A 22,545-nucleotide genomic window follows, 5' to 3' on the forward strand; every position below is an offset into this window, starting at 1 on the left:
TCTCCTATAGCACGAAAAAAACGCTCATCCACAAGGGACGAACGTTTCGCGGTACCACCCTAGTTATAAATTGACGCCGTGTGAGCTATCTTAACTCAACAGTCAATTTATCACTCAATAATCGTTATTCACTCTGACATAAAGTAGCGTTCAATCACGTTAGCTGTATCTCTCACCCAACGACACATCTCTGTATGCCTAACGTGATTTACTCGTCTTTATGAATTTAATACTATTGTATGGGCTTTCGACGTTAAAGTCAATCACTGTTTCACGAAATCGTAAGGTGTAACTTGCCCCATGTTAATCATCGGATCGATTTGGTAGATTGTTTCTTCGGTAAGTACGACAGATGATGGGTCTTTCTGAGAAGGTTCAGCCTCGTCTTGCGCGGTATCAGTTGCTGCGCTTTCTGACGCTGTTTGTGATGCTTGCTCTAGAGCGTCTGATTCGCTCTCACCTTTATCTGTATTAATATTAAAATACGATTGTACAATATGACGAAGTTGAGTCAATCGTGTTTGTCCTTGAGTAGTCAAACCGATGTGGAAAGCTTCAGGGTCACCTAGTAGGACAAGTGATTGTTTCGCACGTGTGAGTCCTGTATAAAGTATTGGACGTTGTAACATGCGATAATACTGTTTCACCATAGGCATGATGACGATAGGAAATTCAGAGCCTTGCGATTTATGAATCGAAGTACAATACGCGTGTGTGAGCTCTAAGAAATCTTGTTTCGTAAATATAATTTCATTTCCTTCAAAGTCGACGATGATAATGTCTTTATCGAGCTCGTTCTCTTTCGCCCAGAAGACACCGACGATGACGCCGATATCTCCGTTAAAGATATTGTCGTTAGGTCGATTGACTAACTGCAAGACCTTATCACCCTTACGAAAACTCACGTCCCCGAACGCGATTTCACGTTTATCCTCAGATTTAGGGTTTAAAATATCTTGTAATACAGCATTTAATCTACGGATACCTGCTGAGCCTTTATACATTGGCGCAAGCACTTGAATATCACTCATATCATAACCCTTACGTACAGCACTTTGCGCTACTTTCTCGACAATGTTTGGAATTTGATCTGTACCACATTGGATAAAATTACGGTCATGAAACTTTTGCGTGATATCAATTTGTTGACCTAATTTAATTCGATGTGCTAGCTCAATAATGCTTGAGCCATCTTGTTGACGATAGACTTCAGTGAGATTCACGCGTGGAATGGCTTGAGAATCGATGAGGTCTTTAAAGACTTGGCCTGGTCCCACTGATGGCAGCTGGTCCTCATCACCTACGAAGATGATTTGGGCATCAAGGGGTACGGCATTCATAAACTGATGGAACAACCATGTATCCACCATTGACATTTCATCGATAATAATTAAGCTCGCATTGATTTCGTTGTCTAGAATATCTTCAGGTTGTGTATCTTGATTCCACCCTATCAAGCGATGAATCGTCATTGCTTCGAGTTGTGTCGCTTCAGCGAGACGTTTGGAAGCTCGACCCGTCGGCGCAGCAAGCACGATCGGATAATCATCTTCTTGATAGTCGTCGTAATCTAATGACAAATCATGTATTTCTGCGTAAAGTTCTACAATTCCTTTGATGACTGTCGTTTTACCTGTTCCTGGGCCTCCAGTCAGTAACATGACTTTCGAGTTGATAGCCGTTTCTAAAGCTTCCTTTTGAGATTTCGCATAACTCACGCCTTGGCGTTCCTCAATTTCACCGATGTGCATTTGTAAATCAGATTGTTCGAAGTGTTCGAGTTTCTGCGTATACGTATAATTACGATAAAGGTTTTGACTACTTTTAAGCTCAGAATAGTATAAACTCGGTACAGCTAATTCCTCTTCCTGTTGAATCATTTTATCTTCTTCAACCAGTTCTTGAATCATTTTACTAATGTGATCGGGAGTGATTTCGGCCTCTTGAGGATCAGTCAACATATCTATCGCTTCGTCGTAAACTCTCGTCTTAGGTAAATATGTATGCCCTTGCTTGATACAAGATTCCTCTAGCACATAAAGAATTCCAGCTTTGAGACGCTCATCATCGTCATATGCGATACCCATCTTACGCGCGAGTGTATCTGCTTTGTTAAAACCGATCCCTTTAACGTCATATACCAGACGATACGGTTCTTTCTCTATAATTTCTAATGTTTCATCTAAGTAAGTTTGATAGATCGTCATAGCAAGTTTAGGTCCAAAGCCTAAATCGTGTAAACGCACAATAATACGTTCCGTTTCTTGATTCGCTTGAATTTGCTCAGCAATTTGTTTGCGTTTCTTCTTAGATAAGCCTGAAACCTTGTCTAGCACTGAAGCATCATCAAGAATATCAGTAATTGCTGTTTCACCTAACGTATTAACGATATTCTGTGCAGTCTTTTTACCTACACCTTTAAACAATTCACTAGAAAGATAGCTCACGATGGCCTCTTTCGTTTGCGGCAACTCTTTCTCAAAGGTATCTGCCTTGAGTTGCTTACCATACTTAGGATGAGAGACGACTTGACCTTTAAAGGTATATACATCACCTTCAACAATATCTGGGAAGAAGCCGACGACAGTAGCGAGATCATCTAAATCTTCATTCGTCTCAATCGTTTCTACTTTCAATACCGTATAGAAATTGTCTTTATTCTGAAATAAGATTGCTTCAATCGTGCCTTTCAACATCGAATAGTTAAACAAAGTGTCATCAGCCATTCAAGTCGCCCTCCTTTCTTGTTAAAGTTGTTCAAAGGTTTGTAGTGCGTGTTGACTCATATGATGTTCAGGATTAATGTCAACTGCACGTTGGAAGTGTTCCATAGCGAGCGCTTTATCCTCAGTAAGCATATATTGCGCGAGTCCAAGATTGTAAAGCGCATCAACATGTTTCTCGTCTAATTCGAGCACGTGTTGGAGTTGCGTAACTGCTTGCTCATACAATTCCAAGTGACAAAGAACGAGTCCGTATTGAAACTGAACTTCCACGTCTCCTTCGTCATCTAATTCAGCTGCACGCATGAGATATGGCATTGCCTCTTTATGTGCGCCAAGTTGATTAAATGACATACCAATCATATAGTTGGTATCCACTTGGTGTACCTCTGGCGATTGAAGTGCTTGTTGATACAACTTAATCGCTTCATTGAAACGTCCTTCGTTGTAGTAAACATTAGCTAGGTTGTAAAATACTGCAGCATTCTCAGGATCAAGAACGAGTACGCGCTGGAAGAACTTTTCTGCTTTCTCCACTTCGCCTGCTTCTGCGATGAGAATTCCAGCATTGATGTAATTCTCAATTTCTTTAGGATTACGTTCAATATTGTTAAATAGCGCTTGTAAAGCTTGTTCTATTTCACCTTTTTTAATAAGTTCATAAATCTTTTCTTGTTCCACAAACACTACCTCATTTCATTACGTCTTTTGTTCTATTCTACAATAATAATTTCATAAAAAGAAAGGGAGAGAAGCACAGAAATCTTTGATTTCGTTGTCCTGCCTCCGCAAGGTTGACTAGACTTCATAAAAGCGACAGCCATTATGAAGTCAGACAACTACTGCGCGGTTACTATATTAGAACTTAGTTTAAGATTGATGTACTCGTATATATTAGAAGTTCCCATCGAAATTGCACAGAAATCTTTGATTTCGTAGTGCTTCCTCCGCAATTCAAAGATTAAGGTTCGAAAAAGTATCATCACCTTTTCGAACCTGACATTTTAAAGTATTAAGTACGTTTGAAACTTTAACTTTTTAAACTACATAATCCAACTGGCCGCTATTTTTATAAACATCGTCAATAGTAGCACCGCCAAGACAAACTTCACCGTCGTACAATACTACCGCTTGTCCGGGTGTAATTGCGCGTACAGGTTGGTCGAAAGTCACGCGAATGCTGTCGTCTGATTCACGTTGTACAAACACACCTGTATCTTTCTGACGGTATCTAAACTTAGCTGTACAATGGAAACCATTATCAAGGTCAACTGGGTTCACGAATGACACGTCAGAAGCGATAAGATAATCACTGTAAAGCGCATCATTATCGAAACTTTGTCCCACATATAACACATTATCTTCTAGATTCTTACCAACGACGAACCAAGGATCGCCGTCTCCGCCGATACCTAAACCGTGACGTTGGCCAATCGTATAATACATAAGACCTGAGTGCTGCCCTTTAACTTCACCATCAAGTGTCTGCATTTCACCTGATTGCGCAGGTAAGTAATTAGAAAGGAATTCTTTGAAATTACGTTCTCCGATAAAGCAAATACCTGTAGAATCTTTCTTCTTCGCTGTAGCTAAATTCTGTTCTTCAGCAATTTCACGTACTTTAGATTTCTCAATATCTCCAATTGGGAACATCACGTTGGCTAATTGGTCTTGAGAAAGTTGATTTAAAAAATATGTTTGATCTTTATTATTATCTACGCCACGAAGCATTTCTACGTGTCCGTCATCATGGCGACGAATTCGTGCATAATGCCCTGTAGCGACATAATCAGCACCTAAGTTTAACGCATGCTCTAAGAAAGCCTTGAACTTAATTTCTTTATTACACATAACATCTGGATTTGGTGTACGCCCTTTTTTATATTCATCTAAGAAGTATGTGAAGACTTTATCCCAATATTGTTGTTCAAAGTTCACCGCATAATAAGGGATCCCAATTTGGTTACATACTGCAATGACATCGTTATAATCTTCTGTTGCAGTACATACGCCATTTTCGTCTGTATCATCCCAATTTTTCATAAAAATACCGATGACATCATAGCCTTGTTCTTTGAGTAAGTAGGCCGTCACGGAACTATCGACACCGCCTGACATCCCTACGACTACTCTAATATCGCTGTTGTCCAACTAGACTTCCTCCTTTTTAAATTTATGATAAATCTTGTGAAGTTCTGCTACGACTTGTTTGATTTCACGTTCGGTCGTCATTTCGTTAAAACTAAATCGAATAGAGTGGAATGCACGTTCTTTATCATACATGGCTGAGATGACATGGGAAGGATCAGTTGAACCTGCAGTACAAGCTGAACCTGAAGAAACATAAATATTCGCTAAATCTAATAATGTGAGCAGTGTTTCTACATCAATAAATGGGAAGTATAAATTGACGATGTGACCCGTCGTTTCAATCATTGAACCATTGAGTTCAAATGGAATCGCACGATCTTGTAAAGCGACTAAAAATTGATTTTTTAAATTCATCAGATGTAGATTATTGTCATCTAATTCATCAGTAGCCGTCTTTAATGCTTCACTTAGTCCGACAATTTGTGGAATATTCTCCGTACCTGCACGACGTTTAACTTCTTGTTCCCCACCGAGTTGGCTAAACTGAATGTCCGTAGCATTTTTAACTAATAAAGTACCAACGCCTTTGGGTCCACCAAACTTATGAGCAGTTAGACTCATCGTATCGATGTCGAGCTCATGAAAGTCAACGGGCAAATGACCAATCGCTTGTACAGCATCTACATGGAAATAAATATCTTTGTCCTGAAGCAAATGGTCAATATCAAACATTGGCTGCACCGTACCTACTTCGTTGTTTACAAACATGATTGATACAAGAATGGTGTCTTCAGTTAAAGCGGATTCAAGCTGTTCTAAACCAACAAGGCCTTCCTCATTCACGTCTAAATACGTAACCTTGAATCCTTCTTTCTCAAGTTGCTCAAACACATGTAGAACAGAATGGTGTTCAATCTTCGTTGTAATAAGATGATTCCCTTTATGTCGGTTCGCATAAGCGAGCCCTTTAATTGCAGTATTATTAGATTCAGTAGCACCACTCGTAAAGATGACTTCGTTAGGTTGTGCGCCTAACTTCTCCGCTACTGTACGACGTGCGTCATCTAAATATTTACGTGCATCTCTACCTATATTATGGATAGAAGACGGATTACCATAATGATTCTGATAAATATCCATCATCGCTTCAACAACATTTGGCTTTACTGGAGTTGTAGCAGCGTAATCAAGATAAATTCCCATGTTTAAGACACTCCAATCTATATTCTTAACGCTACTATAATAGCACCTCTATAGTTAAATTTCTACCGGCCTGTTTTAGGGAGCAGGACAGAAATCTTTGATTTCGTCGTCTTGCCCCCGCAAGGACGACTAGTATTTGAAACTGCGTAAGCAATTTCAAATTCAGACGTCTACTGCAAAAGTGCTATTTAACTCTAAAATTACTTAAAAAGTTAGTGAATTTATGAAATCAGATACTATAACTCACCTTTTGTAACCAGTTTCTTAATTATGTCCTAGCACGTCTGTTAAATTCGCTAACTTGAGCAAGTTAATATCTGAGTTATTGAGGAATTGTTAAAATATGTGTATGCATTTAAATGAGGAGGATATCAATTGAAAAATATGAAACTATCCGCTTTAAACTTAGTACCTATTCGTGAAGGTCAAACAGATCGCGATGCCATCAATGATATGGTGTCTCTAGGTCAACATCTCGAATCACTTAATTATGAACGCTATTGGATTGCAGAACACCACAATGCACCTAATCTTGTAAGTTCAGCAACGGCATTGCTGATTCAACATATTTTAGAACATACATCTTCAATGCGTGTAGGTTCTGGCGGTATCATGTTGCCTAACCATGCCCCACTCATCGTAGCTGAACAATTTGGTACGATGGAGACGATGTTCCCCGACCGTGTAGACTTAGGATTAGGGCGTGCACCGGGTACGGACATGATGACAGCAAGTGCTTTACGTCGTGATCAGCACAACGGTGTTTACGAATTTCCTGAAGAGGTTGAGCAGTTAGAAACGTATTTCGGCCCTGCTAATCAGCAAGCATATGTCAGAGCTTATCCCGCTGTAGGTAAAAATGTGCCATTATACATTCTAGGTTCTTCTACTGACTCTGCACATCTTGCGGCGCGCAAAGGTTTGCCTTATGTCTTCGCAGGACACTTTGCACCACAACAAATGAAAGAAGCAATTGAAATTTACAAAGAACTCTTTGAGCCTTCTGAACATCTTTCAGAACCGTATGTCATCGTATGTCTGAACGCAATCGTTGCAGAGACAGACGAACAAGCGGAATACTTAGCTACAACGCAAGCGCAAACGATGATTAGTATCGTACGTGGTCGCATGCAACCTGTTCAACCTCCCACGGATGATTTACAAGGCTTACTCACTCCGAGAGAATATGAAATGGCGAAACAACGCTTAGAACAATCACTTATCGGCTCTGAAGAAACAGTCAAACAGAAGTTTGAAGCATTTGAAGACACATATGGCGAAGTCGACGAATTAATGGCAGTCAGCTATATTTACGATCAAGAAGCCCAACATGAATCATATGAGCACTTAATGAATATCTTTAATAGTAAGCATGAAGCATAATTGTGTTGTATATAGGTGAGTGAAACTAAGCGGCTTTACTCACTCACACTAAACACAAAAAACGTCAATTTCTTGAGTTACGACTCAACAGAAATTGACGGTTTTTAATAAAAGAAGAAGTGATGGAAACATCACTTCTTAAAACGTTAAGACGTTTGAAAGATTATTTATCTTTCTTGTCTTTTTTGTCGTCTTTTTTATCTTCACCTGTAACGGAATCAATTTTATCGCTTACTTCTTTCGCTTTATCATTGTCCGTTTTCTTTAAAGTGTCTGATACGTTTTTAGCTGCATCTTTGGCTTTATCTAAGAAATTTTCACTCATTATAGATAACTCCTTTCGATTAGTTCATTACTTAGTAAATTTATCAATCACTTCAGTCGCTTTGTCTTTCGCGTTCTCCACGAATTCTTTCGCTTTGCCTGAAGCTTTATCCTCTTTACCAGAATTCTCTAAGTCTTTGTTGTCTGTAGCGTTACCTACTGTTTCTTTGATGTTGCCTTTAGCTTGTTCGAATTTGCTTTCGTCTGCCATTTCGATGTCCTCCTTCGTTGGTGTAGTTCCTTTATACCCCTATCTTTCAGATCTAAACATCTTATTTTGTAAAAGATAGGATTTCTTTGTGATTAATTTGTTCTCATTTGAATTATTATTTTGTTTAAGGGTTGATCTAGCTACTATTTCTTAAATATAGAACATATAGCCATCTAAATTATTTGTTTCTTTGTACTCTGCTAAATATTTCAATGTTGTATTATCTAGAACTTCTCTCACGGCATCGCGCATGCGTATCCACAATTGTTTTTGTGCTGGTGGTTCTGATTCGATGCTTTCAACGAATGTAATCGGACCTTCAAGTAAGCGGATAATATCGCCTGCTTTAATTTCTTCAGCAGGAACGCGTAATTGATAACCGCCTTTCGCCCCTCTTACACTGCGGATTAAACCAGCATTACGCAAAGGTCCGACTAATTGTTCTAGATACAAATCACTTAAGTGATTCTCTTCTGCGATTGTTTTTAGAGAAACACAACCTTGGCCTTCTTTCTTAGCAAGGGAAATCATGAGTGTTAATCCATATCTGCCTTTTGTTGATATCTTCATTTTATTACCTCACTTAGTTCGAATACTGTTGCAATCTATTGTATCATCTCAAACATATTATAACATTTATCAACCCTAAGTGTCTGTTTGTGTTATAAAATAAATAAAAAAATAAAACTGAACTCTAGGTCATACAGTACATTTTACTCTGCATGGACGAGCTTAAAATAATCTTCAACTCCCCTAGAGTATGTTAAAATCATAGCGAGAAAGGTGTGAATAACGTGGCAAACGAACCATTAGCTTCAAGAATGCGTCCTAACAATATTGACGAAATCATATCACAACAGCATCTTGTTGGAGAAAAAGGTATTATAAGACGAATGGTCAAGACGCGTCAATTATCATCCATGATCTTCTATGGCCCACCAGGGATTGGAAAGACGAGTATCGCCAAGGCCATTGCAGGAAGTACGGAATATAAATTTAGACAACTGAATGCCGTGACGAACACGAAGAAAGATATGCAGATGATTGTCGATGAGGCCAAGATGTCAGGACAAGTCATCTTACTCTTAGATGAGATTCATCGTTTAGATAAAGCGAAACAAGATTTCTTGCTACCACATCTCGAGAATGGAAAGATTGTCTTAATTGGAGCGACGACTTCTAACCCATATCACGCGATAAACCCAGCGATTCGTTCACGTGCACAAATCTTTGAACTCTATCCGCTTGATGAAGATGATATTCATGAAGCGTTAGAACGAGCATTACATGATCAAGAACGTGGATTAGGTAAGTACAATGTTAAAGTAGATGATGAGGCGATGACGTATTTCGCTACGCAAAGTCAAGGTGATGTGCGCAGTGCGTTAAACGCTTTAGAACTCGCTGTCTTAAGTAGTGATGTCTCGAAAGATGATTTGCGTCATATTACATTACAAGATGCCGAAGACTGCTTGCAACGCGGTGCATTTCTGAGCGATAAAGATGGAGATATGCATTACGACGTGATGAGTGCATTTCAGAAATCGATTCGTGGCAGTGATGTTAACGCGGCACTTCATTATCTCGCTCGTTTAATCGAAGCCGGCGATCTCCCTACGATTGTGAGACGCTTGCTCGTGATTAGTTATGAGGATGTAGGATTAGCTTCCCCAGGTGCGGGTCAGCGCACTTTGGCTGCGATTGAATCTGCTGAGCGCCTTGGCTTTCCTGAAGCACGTATTCCTCTCAGTCAAGCAGTTATCGAGTTGTCATTATCTCCGAAGTCAAATTCTGCGATTACTTCAATTGATGCTGCGCTTAGTGATATTAGAAAAGGCCAAGCAGGTCAAATTCCAGATCATTTAAGAGATGGCCATTATAGCGGTGCTAAGAAGCTGGGACGTGCCATCGGTTATAAATACCCACACAACCATGAGGGTGGCTTTGTCGCGCAACAATACCTTCCTGATAAGCTTAAAAATAAAATTTACTACGAACCGAAAACCACTTCTAAAAGTGAACAACAATTTAAATCGGTGCATGATAATATTCTTGCTGCTCAGAAAAAGTTGTGACGTTGGGATACCATATTTGATTCACCCCACTAATATAACATTGGTGGGGATTTTATTTATCTAGTTGTAAGAGAGAATTTATTAACGATAGCACGCTAAATTTAACGATAACTCTCTTGTCTTTTACAAAAGTGACTTTCATGCGTAATTCGCACATAAGAAAGCCCTTTCGTACCAGAACCTATGGTATAATAAAGTTGTAAAAGATATATTCAACAACTTAAGGGGTGTGAACACACATGAGCAGAAAAAAAGTATCTATTATTGGTGGCGGTAATACTGGCGCAACACTTGCATTTATTACTGCAACACATGAATTAGCGGATGTCGTTCTCGTCGATATTCCTCAAGTCGAAGATCCAGTTAAGGGTAAAGCGTTAGATATGTTGGAGAGCAGTCCTATCTTTGGCTTCGATGTGAACGTAACTGCAAGCTCAGATTACGAGAAGACGAAAGATTCAGATATCGTAGTCATCACAGCAGGTATCGCTCGTAAACCAGGTATGAGTCGTGATGATTTAGTTCAAACGAACGAGAAAGTCATGAAAGATGTTACTCAGCAAATTGTTAAATACTCTCCAGATTGTAAGATTATCGTATTAACTAACCCTGTCGATGCGATGACTTACACAGTTTATAAAACATCTGGTTTCCCTAAGTCTCGAGTTATTGGACAATCAGGTGTACTCGATACTGCACGTTACCAAACATTTATCGCGCAAGAGTTAGGTGTTTCTGTGAAAGACGTGCGTGGCCTAGTACTTGGTGGTCACGGTGATACTATGGTGCCGCTCGTTCAATCAACTAATGTGAATGGTGTACCGGTTACAGAGTTAATTGCTAAAGATAAGCTCGAGGCAATTGTAGAACGTACACGTAAAGGTGGCGCTGAAATCGTTGGATTACTAGGAAATGGCTCAGCTTACTATGCACCAGCTGCAGCGATTTATAATATGATGGAATCTATCTTAAAAGATCAACGTCGTTTACTTCCAAGCATTGCCTTACTTGAAGGTGAATATGGTTTTGACGACATTTACTTAGGTGTGCCAACGATCTTAGGTTCAAATGGCGTAGAACAAATCGTTGAATTAGACTTAGGTGAAGAAGAGCAAACACAATTGAGAGCTTCTGCAGAGGCAGTTAAAGAGGTTAAAAACGCTTTAAGCTTTTAAGCTAAAAAGAGCTTAATTTAATACAGATAATAAGGGTCAATTTCTCAATGATGTGAAATTGACCCTTAGTACTATCTATACTGAACAAAAGGTAATACTCATTTTTAATACATACCTACTACTCAGTAGTGATCTCAATATTATTGCCCTTTATCTTTAATGCGCGTTACTGGGAAATCTTTCAGAATATCATTAACTACGTAACTTGCGCAGATAAGTCCTACTGTACTCGGCACGAAGGCATTTGAAGATGGAGGCATCTGCCCCTTTCTTGTCGCTGCATTCGCGTCACCTACGACTTCTTTAACATCTTCACGAATGACGATGGGACTTTCATCAGAGAATACTACTGGTACGCCCTTTTTAATCCCATCCTTTTGTAATTTACGTCTAATGATACGGGCGATAGGATCTGTATGTGTCTCAGAAATGTCAGCAATCTCAAATCTTGTCGGATCCGTTTTATTTGCGGCACCCATACTTGAAATCACTTTAATATTGCGTTTAAGACATTCTTTCATTAAATGGACTTTATACATAATCGTATCACTCGCATCTACGAAGTAATCGATATCATAATTATTAAATAAATCTTCATACGTTTCTTCCGTATAGAACATATGTAATGACGTAACTTTACAATTTGGATTGATGAGTTTAATTCGATCTTCCATTAAAGAAACTTTGCTCTGACCAATGGTTGTAGTAAGCGCATGAAGCTGACGATTGACGTTAGTAATATCAACATCATCTTTATCAATCAGAATAATATGCCCGATGTTCGTACGTGCAAGTGCTTCAGCTGCGAAAGAGCCTACTCCACCTACGCCTAGCACGACAACTGTCTTCTCATTTAGTCTTTCTATACCTTCTGAGCCATACGCAAGCTCATTACGTGAAAATTGATGTTTCATGTTCCAATTAACTCCTATTCCTAACTACTTCTGCTGTTAAAATCAAAAAAATACGCAAGGCAAACGCCTTGCGCATGATAGAATCCGTTCGTGCCGTAGTTGTAAAAAGCTTGATCATTCGGCCTGCTAAGTACAGGTGGGTGCCCTGTTTCTTGGTTTGCAAGTCCTCAGAACGAGGCATGTGCGCCGCAAGAAAACCTATTGGGCTCCCGGATCAAAGAGTGTTAGGCCCAAATAAAAAGCAAACTTTCGAACACAACAGGTTCTATCTGTATGGTTCAATAGTACCACATTGACTGGCGCATTGAAATTAATTAACTCAGGATAGGACACAATGCCCTGTCATCTCAAATTAATGTTTAATGCGTAGTGATAATTCGTCTAATTGTTTATCAGACACTTCGCTTGGTGCGTCAGTTAAGAGACATGTTGCGGATGCTGTTTTAGGGAAAGCAATCGTATCTCTTAAGTTAGTGCGACCTGTGAGTACCATTACAAGACGGTCTAAGCCGAGTGCAATACCGCCGTGTGGAGGCGCACCATATTTGAATGCATCGAGTAAGAAACCAAATTGTTCTCTCGCTTGTTCTTCAGTAAATCCAAGTACTTCGAACATTTTAGCTTGTAAATCTTCGTTATGAATTCTGATTGAACCTCCACCGAGTTCGTAACCGTTAAGCACAATATCGTATGCATTTGCTTGTGCATTTTCAGGTTCAGAATCTAATTTCGCAATGTCTTCTTCTTTAGGTGAAGTGAATGGATGGTGAGCTGCTACGTAACGTTTTGCATCCTCATCGTACTCGAGAAGTGGCCAGTCAGTTACCCATAAGAAGTTGAGTTTAGATTCGTCGATAAGGTCAAGTTCACGCGCAAGTTTCAAACGTAAAGCACCTAAACTTTGTGCTACAACTTTAACTGAATCTGCAACGAAGAAGACGATGTCGCCTGATTTCGCTTGAGTTAATTCGCTTAAGCGTGATACGTGTTCTTCTTCAAAGAAACGAGCAATCGGACCGTTAAGGCCTTCATCTGTAACTTTAACCCATGCGAGACCTTTAGCGCCGTAGATATTAACAAATTCCATAAGTTTATCAATATCTTTACGTGTATATTTGTCGGCTGCACCTTCTACGACGATCGCTTTAACTTGGCCTCCGCTATTTACAGCATTGCTAAATACTTTAAAGTCCATTGTTTCGCCAAGTTCAGATACGTCAATGAGTTCCATACCGAAACGTGTGTCCGGTTTGTCAGAACCGTAACGTGCCATTGCTTCAGCGTATGTCATGCGAGGGAATGAACCTTCAAGTTCAACACCTTTGACATCTTTGACGATTTTTTGAAGAAGTTCTTCACCCATTTCAATGACATCTTCTTGGTCTACGAAGCTCATTTCGATATCGACTTGAGTGAACTCTGGTTGACGGTCTGCACGTAAGTCTTCGTCACGGAAACATTTAACGATTTGATAATATTTGTCGAAACCACTGATCATTAACAATTGCTTAAAGATTTGAGGTGATTGTGGTAACGCGTAGAATTCACCTTCATGAACACGTGATGGAACGAGATAGTCACGTGCGCCTTCTGGTGTTGATTTCGTTAGTACAGGTGTTTCAACATCGTAGAATCCAGCGCCATCTAAATATTCACGAATTGATTTTGTTGTTTGGTGACGCATTTTGAATGTTTGAGCGAGTTCTTGACGACGTAAGTCAAGGTAACGATATTTAAGACGTACGTTTTCGTCTACATTGATGTTCTCTTCGTTAATTGCAAATGGTGGTGTTTGAGATTTATTGATGATTTCAATGTTAGAAACCTGAACTTCTACGTTACCTGTTTTGATTTTAGGGTTAACTGTTTCAGGGTCACGTTTTTTAACTACACCTTGCACTTCAACGACATACTCTGAACGCACTGTTTCAGCCACTTGAAGTGCTTCTTCAGAGAATGAAGGGTTGAAGACAATTTGTACATGGCCTTCACGGTCTCTTAAATCTACGAAGATAAGACCACCGAGGTCACGACGGTTGTGTACCCAACCTTTCAATGTTACTTCTTGTTCTAAATAATCTTCTGTGATTAAACCACAATATGTTGTACGTTTAGACATTTTATCTACTCCTTATTTAGTAAAAAATTCAGCGATTTGATCTAAAGCGATATCTTCAGATTCACCTGATTGCATATCTTTAATCGCAATGCGTTGTTGTTCTAATTCTTGGTCTCCGATGACGACAGTGTAACGAGCGTTGAGTCGATCCGCTTGTTTCATCTGAGCTTTGATCTTACGATTTAAATAATCTTTATCGACACTAATACCTTGCTTTCTTAAATCGTTAAGCAAGCGTACTGCGTATCGGTCGGCATCATCACCCATCGTAACAACGAAGAGATCAAGTGGGTCTTCTTCAACGAGCTCGATACCCTCTTGTTCTAATGCCATCAACAGGCGTTCGATACTTAATGCAAAGCCGATACCTGTTTGGTCTGGCCCATCAAGTAACTGTAGTAGCCCATTGTAGCGACCGCCACCACAAAGTGTGGTGATCGCACCATCATAATCAGGGTCATCAATCATCAACTCAAACGCCGTATGCGTGTAATAATCAAGGCCACGAACAAGGTTAGGATCTTCTTCGTAACGAATATTTAAATCGTCTAAGTGTGCCTTCACTTGATTGTAGTATGCTTGAGACTCCTCATTGAGGTAATCTGTGATGCGTGGTGCAGTCTTCACTGCCTCTTTGTCACGGTCTACTTTACAATCAAGAATACGCATTGGATTGGTGTGCAGTCTAGATTGACAGTCTTGGCAGAAGTCGTCAATCACGGGTTCAAAGTGTTCGACTAACGCTTGATTATATTCTTGGCGTGAATCGATATCACCGATACTATTGATGACAAGTTTTAGATTTTTTAAGCCAAATGATTCGTATATATGCACGACCATGGCTAATACTTCAGCATCAATGCTTGGATCTTCAGAACCGATCGCTTCAACACCGAATTGAGTGAATTGACGATAACGCCCTTTTTGCTTGCGTTCATAACGGAACATAGGTCCTACATAATAAAGTTTCACCGGTTGATTCGCTTGACCTTGCATTTTCTTCTCAATGTAAGATCTTACAACCGCTGCTGTACCTTCTGGACGCAATGTGAGATCTCGATCACCTTTATCTTTAAAGTTGTACATTTCTTTCTGTACCACATCAGTAGAATCGCCAACACCTCTCGCAAAGAGGTCTGTACTCTCAAAGATAGGTGTGCGAATTTCTTGGTAGTTATAAAGTTTCATTAGTTCTTCAAGTCTGGATTCAATAAATTGCCATTTCTTCGTTTCTCCAGGAAGTATATCTTGCGTACCTCTTGGTATATTAATCATAGAATCTCTCCTCTTCTACATTAAAAAAGCCCTTGCGTGATATCATTAATCACACAAGGGACGAATTTCCGTGTTGCCACCCTAATTGGTTATACTTCACATATAACCCACTCTCGACGTTTATCGGACGTCACGCGCTTTACTCTCGTAAAGTACCTCTTCTTGTGTTCCACCTACAAGTTACTCAGCGTATTCTTTCAGCTATGAATAACGTCTCTACAAGTTCCTCAGTTAAAGGTAATATCGTGTCTCACCTTAACTGTGTCGAAGAACTTTACCTCTTTCACATGTAGTTATCAAGAATATTAACGGTCAATACTATTAGATTCAATCTATATATTAAAGGCTTTCTTGGTAGTTTGCAAGTGTTAGTTACTAAAATATATTTTCAGTCCATCAACCACTGCTTCTTCGACTACATGACGATGTAATTTGTCAGTAATCATATCTTCATCTGTAGGGTTACTAATGTAACCTAACTCAAGTAATACTGCGGGTTGATTGGTTTGTCTTAACACTTGGAAATTCTCTTGCTTGGCCCCACGGTTACTGAGTAAGGCTTTCTTCTGGATGCTTTGGTTTAACGTCTCGGCTAAACCTTCTTGTCCTTTACGATACCAGTAGACTGTACCTCCATTGGCTTTCGTCGAATCGAGAGAGTCATTATGTATACTGATATACGCATCACCTTTTAAATTACGATCACTTAAAGAGACGTAAGAGTCATCTTCACGCGTCATTTTAACATGCGCACCTTCACGATTAAGCAATGACTTTAACTCCTTGGCTGTTTTAAGCGTATAAACTTTCTCTAAACTCTTTTTCTGAGTACGACTTGAAGCGCCCTGATCACTACCACCGTGACCAGGGTCGAGGACAATCGTCTTACCTTTTAAAGAATCTTTGCTCGCAGTGACATCTTTCTTAATATCAAGATTCGTATGCCAACCGGTGATCCAACCCTTCTCTTTCTTGTTGTGTGACTCAACTTGAATCCATTTACCAGATTTACCTATTTTATGAAAATTATCGCCTTTGTGAACGGGATAAAGTTCTGGATAAGCAGCATTAGGCCCCGTGCGTAATTCGGCATCTTGAGTTACATAAATCGTACTACTATTCTCATCGTTATGATTCATCACCATAAATAAGAAGAGGACAAAGATTAGAAAAAGTACTAAGGCAATGAGTGTGGGTAAATTCCACATTCGATGTTTACTCAGCCATCTACGTACGCCTGTCATAGAATCTTACCGTCCTGACTTTCATAAATAACCGTTACAGGTCCATCGTTAGCGATATCCACTAGCATGTCTGTCCCAAATTCGCCTGTCTTAACTGTAATGCCATAACTTTCTAGCGCTTGATTAAATTTCTGATACATCTCGTTAGCTTCGTCTGGTGGCATTGAGTTAGAAAAGCCTGGACGATTTCCTTTCTTCACGTCTGCATATAATGTGAATTGTGAAATAGATAGAATTTCACCTTCGACTTGTTGAATATTTAAGTTAAGTTTACCATTATCATCTTCGAATAATCGCGCATGAGCTATTTTTTTAGCTATAGCTTCGATGTCTGCTTGTGTAGACGCTTTACCAAGACCTACGAGGAGACAATAGCCCTGTTGAATCTCGTTACTCATTGAGTCATTGGAGACACTTGCATGTTTCGCACGTTGTACTACTACCTTCATCTTTATATAACACCTCTAATTCCATACACGTGACACAGTATAGACGTCACCGAGTTGCTTGATCTTCTCAACCACTTTGAAGACTTCGTTGACGTTCTTAACCATCACGCTTAAATTAATTGTTGCATTCTTCTCAACATCAGACTTGCCTGAAACTTTGACGAGATGACTTGTCGTTGAGTTGACTGCCTGTAAGACTTCGTTGAGGAGTCCGTTACGATCATATGCTGAAATTTCTAAGTCAACTTGATAACGTTGTGTTGAATCTTTAGATTTTACCCATTCCACGTCAATTAAGCGTTCTTGTTCATTTCTAATATTTGGACAGTCGGAACGGTGAACTTTGATGCCATGACCTTTAGTGATATAGCCTACAATATCATCGCCAGGAATCGGATTACAACATTTAGAAAGTTTGATGAGTACATTGTCTAAACCTTCTACGTACACGCCACTTTCTGTTGTAATGCTATCTTTAATCGGTACAGTCTTGCTGACTTCTTGAGGGTCATTTAATGCTTTCTGTTTATCGAGCACGCGCTGTTTTTCAGATAATTTATTGACGATTTGTAAAGCGGTCACACCACCAAATCCTACTGCAGCAAATAAGTCATCGCTATTTGAGAAGTTATATTTTTCGTTTACGACTTCAATATTTTCTTCAGTTAAAATATCTTCGACTCTATAGCCATGATCTCTAATTTCAGCTTCGACCATGAATTTACCTTTTTCAATATTGGATGAACGATCTTGTTTTTTAAAGAAACTTCGAATCTTACTTTTAGCACTGGATGATTTTACAATTTTTAACCAGTCACGACTTGGTCCATAGGAATGCTTGCTCGTTCTAATTTCAACAATATCACCTGTTTGGAGAACATAGTCAATCGGTTCAATCTTACCATTGACTTTCGCACCTATCATCTTGTTCCCTACTTCACTGTGAATAGCGTAAGCAAAATCGATAGGCACGGCCCCATAAGGGAGCTCGATAACATCACTTTGAGGTGTAAAAGCGTATACTTTATCACTTTGTAAGTCGAATTTAAGAGATTCCATAAATTCTTGTGCATCCGAAGTTGTCTTATCTGTTTCAGCAAGTTCCTTCAACCAATTGAGCTTATTCTGGAAGTCTTGTGTCTTACTGTTGACTTTCTTGCCTTCTTTATAAGCCCAGTGAGCAGCGACCCCATGCTCAGCAATTTCATGCATTTCATAAGTGCGAATTTGAATTTCAAGTGGATCACCATTAGGACCTACAACTGTGGTATGCAGAGATTGATACATATTCTGCTTCGGCATAGCGATGTAGTCTTTGAAACGACCTGGCATAGGTTTCCACAGCGTGTGTACTAAGCCTAAGACAGCGTAACAATCATTGATACTGTTCACGATAATGCGGATAGCGAGTAAGTCGAATATTTGATCGAATTGCTTCTTCTGCTTCACCATTTTACGGTAAATGCTATAAATATGTTTAGGACGGCCATTAATTTCACCTTGTATATTCATTTGTTGCATTTCTGAGTTGATGTGATCAATCGCATGTTCTATATAAGCTTCACGTTCACTACGCTTTTTCTTCATTAAATTAACTATTCTGAAATATTGTACACTATCTATATAGCGTAATGCAGTATCTTCGAGCTCCCACTTGATCGTATTAATACCGAGTCGATGAGCTAATGGCGCGTAAATTTCTAATGTTTCTTTAGAAATACGGACTTGTTTATCGCGTGGCATAGCTTTCAACGTACGTACGTTATGTAAGCGGTCTGCAAGTTTAACTAAGATCACGCGTACATCTTTTGCTAAAGCGATAAATAACTTGCGATGATTTTCTGCTTGTTGCTCTTCTTTCGAACGATATTTAACCTTTTTAAGTTTGGTCACACCTTCAACTATGACTGCGACTTCTTCATTAAAGATATTTTTAACATCGTCGAAGGTATAAGATGTATCTTCGATGACATCATGTAGAAAGCCAGCAACAATCGTTGGACCGTCTAAGCGCATTTCAGTCAGTATTCCTGCTACTTGAATGGGATGCATGATGAAAGGCAAGCCATTTTTACGGAACTGGCCTTCATGTGCTTCGTAAGCGATATGGTAACTTTTCAGTACATATTCATAATCACCTGGAGAAAGATACGATTTCGCTTTGGATAATACTTCGTCTACGCTGTATGGATATTCGTTATTCAAGTTAGACACCCCTATACCTTATTACTGAAATTCCTTATTGTACGTTATTTACTCTATATTGTAACTTATCAGACTGGCGCTACGTCAACTGTCCTCGTTCAATAGAATATTAGTTCTATCATACTACAACTTTTCACAGAAATAAATCACTTCAATTACATGTTAGGTTGAGTAGATAAAATGTTTAAACGACATGAAATAGATTTGAATGTTTGATGGTTTGTTGTAGCTACCATCAAATAAAATAAACTCGTTTCAATTTAGAACAATTCTACCTTGAAACGAGTGATCATGATACGTATAGGATGAAATGAAGTGATTCAGTATCACTTATTCATCATATGAAATTAAGCGATAAACGTCATAGTCTTTAATGCGCTCAATACCATTTAGATATTTGAGCTCAATTAAGAATGCGATACCAACGACGATACCACCGAGTTTCTCAACTAAGCCAATCGCTGCCTCGATCGTACCACCAGTAGCAAGTAAATCATCTGTAATGAGCACACGTTGACCTGGTTTAATGGCATCTTCATGCATCGTTAAGACATTTGTACCGTACTCGAGCTCATATTCATAACGGATAACCTTACGAGGCAACTTACCTTCCTTACGAACAGGAGCAAATCCAATGCCCATAGAGTAAGCAACCGGACAACCAATGATAAATCCACGCGCCTCAGGTCCAACGACCACATCGACGTCTCGCTCTTTCGCATATTGCACGATTTGATCCGTTGCGTAACCAAACGCTTCACCATTATCCATGATCGTTGTAATATCTTTGAAACTTACTCCAGGTTGTGGCCAATCTGGCACCTCTGATACGTATTTTTTTAAATCCATAAGATTTGCCTCCTAATTATTGTTCATTTCAGCTTTAATCCAGCTTTTTAGTTTATTAAAATCTTCATATAGAAGCAATTGTTCCACTTCAATTCGTGCTTGTCGTGCTTGATAGAGCGAACTTGAATCAATCGCCTTCGTTGTTGAATCAGGATTGATCACGATAAAGTCATCTTCATTTTTAATAAAGTCTAAGTCGTAGAATACGCGTAAAATAAATTTCAGATGATCAGGTTTGATTCTCAAGTATTCGCATAACTGCATGCCTTCTGACGCTAAATTTAAATTCCCTTTCTGATAAATCGCTTTGTAGCAAGCTTTAAAGCTCTCCATCTTAGGTATACCTTCAAAGTATACAGAATGTTGGTGTGTCAGAACCAAATAAATTTGTGCATTATTAATTTGTTTCAATGTTTCTTGCATCACCGATAATGTTTCCGGCAATTCCATCATGACATATTTATCATAGGGCTGTTGGAATGTTTCACCATAATAGTAATGATGTTCTGAAGGTTTATCTTGCTCACCGCGAATAATATAAGCCACTTCATTACTATCTTCAAAGGAGATATGCTTGTTTTTACTGCGATAGTCCAAGATTTGTAATTGATTGCTTGCTAAATCTTGAATCATCAACTGCGGAGATTGATGACCATTCCACTCATTAATTTCAAGCGTACCAATTAAATCAAGGGGTTGGCTTTCACCGAGTTCCGATGCTAACTGGCCATGCTGCCAGTAAAGCGCTTGAAGACGGTCCGCACCAAGCGTTAACTTTAAGTGCCGTTTCTCTTGACCAATGCCTTTCGCTTGAACCACGTTGATATCGCTAAGTTTAAAGCACGGCATAGCAAAGTCTGTACCGAATGGACGTAACTTCTGTAAATCTCTAATATTGTCAACGGAAATATCAGATTCTGCTATCTCAACATCTACTTTCTTGGTCGGCACGAGAGAAACTTGTTTAGCTAACGCTTGCATCGTTTGATCGAGCGCTTGATGTAAAGGTTCAATATCCTCTATCGGTAACGTCATACCCGCTGCCATATGATGACCGCCAAATTTCGTAATCAAATCAGATTGTTCGCTCAAGACTTCAAACATCGATACTTGATCAATACTGCGTGCTGAACCTTTAGCATGATTCTGAGCTTCGTCGATATTTAAGATCAATGTCGGTAGATGATACGTTTCAACTACACGAGATGCGACGATACCTAGCACACCCTCATGCCAATCTTGATGAGCTAATAATAAGAACTTTGATCCTTGTTCAACTTGCTCTTGTGCCATCGCCATAGCTTGATCCGCAATGGATTGGACGATGTCTTTACGTTCATTATTAAAATACTCCACTTGTTCAGCTAAAAATTGAGCTTCTTCCATCTCGTCTGTCATCAATAATTCAGCGGCGAGACTTGCATCTTCTAAACGCCCTACTGCATTTAAACGGGGGCCGATAATAAAGCCTACTGTCTCTTCCGTAATCGTTTGATCAAAGCCAGCTTGTTGTAATAAAGCTTTGATAGGGACAGGTAGATGCTGATTAAGCACTTCCAAACCTTCTTTGACTAATGTACGATTTTCATCCGTCATTGAAACAAGGTCTGCAATCGTCCCTATTGCTACTAGAGCTTTGAAATAGCTAGGAGGATTATCCAACAATGATTGTGCAAGCTTATAAGCTACACCAGCACCACATAAATATTTAAATGGATAATCATAATCCGGATGCATTGGATGAACAATCGCATACGCTTCAGGTAATGATGAACCGATCTCGTGATGGTCAGTCACTATGACATCAACATCTTGATCTTGTACAAGTTTAATTTCATCATGACCTTGAATACCATTATCTACTGTAATAATGAGTGAAACGCCTTCATCAACCGCGTTCTGGAAAGCTAATTCATTGGGACCATAGCCTTCAGAGAAGCGATTCGGTATGTACCAACCGACGTGTGCCCCTAATTCTCTTAACGTCTTGACGAGGATCGTCGTTGAAGTGACACCGTCAGCATCATAGTCTCCATAGACAAGAATCGTTTCGTTGCGATCTAGCGCCTGATTAATCCGCTCTACCGCTTTGGCCATATCACTCATCATTGCAGGATCATGTTTCACCTGTGCTTTAAGCAAGCGTTCAATCTCTTCTGCTGTAGTAATTGCTTTACTTTCTAACACTTGTTTCATGATAGGACTCAAATTAAATTGTTGTGCGACGTCGTCCGTAATTTGATTGTCGTTCGTTTCTGATAAAAGCCAATTATATTTCGGTTTAATCATTTATACGCCCTCATTT

18 protein-coding genes and 1 other RNA gene are annotated in these 22,545 nt (G+C 39.4%); 3 read left to right on the top strand and 16 right to left on the bottom strand.

The annotated features are described in order from the left end of the window. Positions 1-263: 263 nt before the first annotated feature. The 4 genes from recD2 to CD039_RS05140 all read right to left on the bottom strand — a co-directional run bounded on the left by recD2 (position 264) and on the right by CD039_RS05140 (position 6,017). Positions 264-2,726: an SF1B family DNA helicase RecD2 gene (recD2, locus tag CD039_RS05125; RefSeq protein WP_103371399.1), complete on the bottom strand. Its 2,463-nt coding sequence runs from the start codon at positions 2,724-2,726 to the stop codon at positions 264-266. Between the two features lie 21 nt (positions 2,727-2,747). After that, positions 2,748-3,404, bottom strand: a complete 657-nt coding sequence (locus tag CD039_RS05130; RefSeq protein WP_103371400.1) for a tetratricopeptide repeat protein — start codon at positions 3,402-3,404, stop codon at positions 2,748-2,750. 357 nt (positions 3,405-3,761) lie between these two features. Then, positions 3,762-4,874, bottom strand: a complete 1,113-nt coding sequence (gene mnmA / locus CD039_RS05135) for a tRNA 2-thiouridine(34) synthase MnmA (RefSeq protein ID WP_103371401.1) — start codon at positions 4,872-4,874, stop codon at positions 3,762-3,764. Beyond that, positions 4,875-6,017: a cysteine desulfurase family protein gene (locus CD039_RS05140; protein WP_103371402.1), complete on the bottom strand. Its 1,143-nt coding sequence runs from the start codon at positions 6,015-6,017 to the stop codon at positions 4,875-4,877. 384 nt (positions 6,018-6,401) lie between these two features. On the opposite strand from CD039_RS05140, the gene CD039_RS05145 reads away from it, so the two are divergent. Next, a complete protein-coding gene (locus CD039_RS05145) occupies positions 6,402-7,400 on the top strand; it encodes an LLM class flavin-dependent oxidoreductase (protein ID WP_167386235.1) in 999 nt (332 codons plus the stop codon). 163 nt (positions 7,401-7,563) lie between these two features. On the opposite strand, the gene CD039_RS11835 is transcribed toward CD039_RS05145, so the two are convergent. The 3 genes from CD039_RS11835 to cymR all read right to left on the bottom strand — a co-directional run bounded on the left by CD039_RS11835 (position 7,564) and on the right by cymR (position 8,505). After that, positions 7,564-7,725, bottom strand: coding sequence for a hypothetical protein (locus CD039_RS11835; protein ID WP_002470877.1), 162 nt, complete (start codon positions 7,723-7,725; stop codon positions 7,564-7,566). 27 nt (positions 7,726-7,752) lie between these two features. Continuing rightward, positions 7,753-7,935 carry a CsbD family protein gene (locus tag CD039_RS05150; protein WP_002470875.1) on the bottom strand — a complete coding sequence of 61 codons (183 nt, stop codon included), beginning with the start codon at positions 7,933-7,935 and terminating at the stop codon, positions 7,753-7,755. 150 nt (positions 7,936-8,085) lie between these two features. After that, on the bottom strand, positions 8,086-8,505 hold the full coding sequence (gene cymR / locus CD039_RS05155) for a cysteine metabolism transcriptional regulator CymR (RefSeq protein WP_103371404.1): 420 nt from the start codon (positions 8,503-8,505) through the stop codon (positions 8,086-8,088). Between the two features lie 224 nt (positions 8,506-8,729). Here cymR and CD039_RS05160 point away from each other — a divergent pair, with 224 nt between their 5' ends. Next, positions 8,730-10,010: a replication-associated recombination protein A gene (locus tag CD039_RS05160; protein WP_167386228.1), complete on the top strand. Its 1,281-nt coding sequence runs from the start codon at positions 8,730-8,732 to the stop codon at positions 10,008-10,010. Between the two features lie 239 nt (positions 10,011-10,249). Beyond that, positions 10,250-11,185, top strand: coding sequence for a malate dehydrogenase (mdh, locus tag CD039_RS05165; RefSeq protein WP_103371406.1), 936 nt, complete (start codon positions 10,250-10,252; stop codon positions 11,183-11,185). A gap of 140 nt (positions 11,186-11,325) precedes the next feature. Here the strand turns inward: mdh and CD039_RS05170 are convergent, their stop codons facing one another. From CD039_RS05170 to recJ, 9 genes are all read right to left on the bottom strand, one after another. Then, positions 11,326-12,099, bottom strand: a complete 774-nt coding sequence (locus CD039_RS05170; RefSeq protein ID WP_103371407.1) for a tRNA threonylcarbamoyladenosine dehydratase — start codon at positions 12,097-12,099, stop codon at positions 11,326-11,328. Positions 12,100-12,176: 77 nt separating this feature from the next. Continuing rightward, positions 12,177-12,367, bottom strand: a non-coding RNA gene (ssrS, locus tag CD039_RS05175) — 6S RNA. 84 nt (positions 12,368-12,451) lie between these two features. Continuing rightward, positions 12,452-14,218, bottom strand: coding sequence for an aspartate--tRNA ligase (aspS, locus tag CD039_RS05180; protein ID WP_103371408.1), 1,767 nt, complete (start codon positions 14,216-14,218; stop codon positions 12,452-12,454). Positions 14,219-14,230: 12 nt separating this feature from the next. Further along, entirely contained in the window at positions 14,231-15,493 is a 1,263-nt protein-coding gene (hisS, locus tag CD039_RS05185) for a histidine--tRNA ligase (RefSeq protein WP_103371409.1), read from the bottom strand. A 368-nt stretch (positions 15,494-15,861) separates the two neighbouring features. Then, complete coding sequence (locus tag CD039_RS05190; protein ID WP_103371410.1) at positions 15,862-16,737, bottom strand: N-acetylmuramoyl-L-alanine amidase family protein; 876 nt, start codon at positions 16,735-16,737, stop codon at positions 15,862-15,864. Beyond that, positions 16,734-17,186 (bottom strand): D-aminoacyl-tRNA deacylase, encoded by a 453-nt coding sequence (gene dtd, locus CD039_RS05195; RefSeq protein ID WP_103371411.1) that lies wholly within the window; start codon positions 17,184-17,186, stop codon positions 16,734-16,736. Before dtd ends, CD039_RS05190 begins: the two co-directional genes overlap by 4 nt. Positions 17,187-17,201: 15 nt before the next feature. Next, positions 17,202-19,391 (bottom strand): RelA/SpoT family protein, encoded by a 2,190-nt coding sequence (locus tag CD039_RS05200; protein ID WP_103371412.1) that lies wholly within the window; start codon positions 19,389-19,391, stop codon positions 17,202-17,204. A 330-nt stretch (positions 19,392-19,721) separates the two neighbouring features. After that, positions 19,722-20,240, bottom strand: coding sequence for an adenine phosphoribosyltransferase (locus tag CD039_RS05205; RefSeq protein WP_049411459.1), 519 nt, complete (start codon positions 20,238-20,240; stop codon positions 19,722-19,724). 12 nt (positions 20,241-20,252) lie between these two features. Further along, positions 20,253-22,529 (bottom strand): single-stranded-DNA-specific exonuclease RecJ, encoded by a 2,277-nt coding sequence (recJ, locus tag CD039_RS05210; RefSeq protein ID WP_103371413.1) that lies wholly within the window; start codon positions 22,527-22,529, stop codon positions 20,253-20,255. Between the last annotated feature and the right edge of the window lie 16 nt (positions 22,530-22,545).

This window comes from Staphylococcus argensis (assembly GCF_002902305.1).
Classification (GTDB): Bacteria; Bacillota; Bacilli; order Staphylococcales; family Staphylococcaceae; genus Staphylococcus; species Staphylococcus argensis.

Excerpts from the sequence above, each read along its gene's own strand:
- recJ (WP_103371413.1), bottom strand. The coding sequence starts at position 22,529 with ATGATTAAACCGAAATATAATTGGCTTTTATCAGAAACGAACGACAAT.
- CD039_RS05205 (WP_049411459.1), bottom strand. The coding sequence starts at position 20,240 with ATGGATTTAAAAAAATACGTATCAGAGGTGCCAGATTGGCCACAACCT.
- dtd (WP_103371411.1), bottom strand. The coding sequence starts at position 17,186 with ATGAAGGTAGTAGTACAACGTGCGAAACATGCAAGTGTCTCCAATGAC.
- mdh (WP_103371406.1), top strand. The coding sequence starts at position 10,250 with ATGAGCAGAAAAAAAGTATCTATTATTGGTGGCGGTAATACTGGCGCA.
- recD2 (WP_103371399.1), bottom strand. The coding sequence starts at position 2,726 with ATGGCTGATGACACTTTGTTTAACTATTCGATGTTGAAAGGCACGATT.
- CD039_RS05145 (WP_167386235.1), top strand. The coding sequence starts at position 6,402 with ATGAAACTATCCGCTTTAAACTTAGTACCTATTCGTGAAGGTCAAACA.
- CD039_RS11835 (WP_002470877.1), bottom strand. The coding sequence starts at position 7,725 with ATGAGTGAAAATTTCTTAGATAAAGCCAAAGATGCAGCTAAAAACGTA.
- hisS (WP_103371409.1), bottom strand. The coding sequence starts at position 15,493 with ATGATTAATATACCAAGAGGTACGCAAGATATACTTCCTGGAGAAACG.
- CD039_RS05170 (WP_103371407.1), bottom strand. The coding sequence starts at position 12,099 with ATGAAACATCAATTTTCACGTAATGAGCTTGCGTATGGCTCAGAAGGT.
- aspS (WP_103371408.1), bottom strand. The coding sequence starts at position 14,218 with ATGTCTAAACGTACAACATATTGTGGTTTAATCACAGAAGATTATTTA.
- CD039_RS05140 (WP_103371402.1), bottom strand. The coding sequence starts at position 6,017 with ATGGGAATTTATCTTGATTACGCTGCTACAACTCCAGTAAAGCCAAAT.
- CD039_RS05190 (WP_103371410.1), bottom strand. The coding sequence starts at position 16,737 with ATGACAGGCGTACGTAGATGGCTGAGTAAACATCGAATGTGGAATTTA.
- cymR (WP_103371404.1), bottom strand. The coding sequence starts at position 8,505 with ATGAAGATATCAACAAAAGGCAGATATGGATTAACACTCATGATTTCC.
- CD039_RS05150 (WP_002470875.1), bottom strand. The coding sequence starts at position 7,935 with ATGGCAGACGAAAGCAAATTCGAACAAGCTAAAGGCAACATCAAAGAA.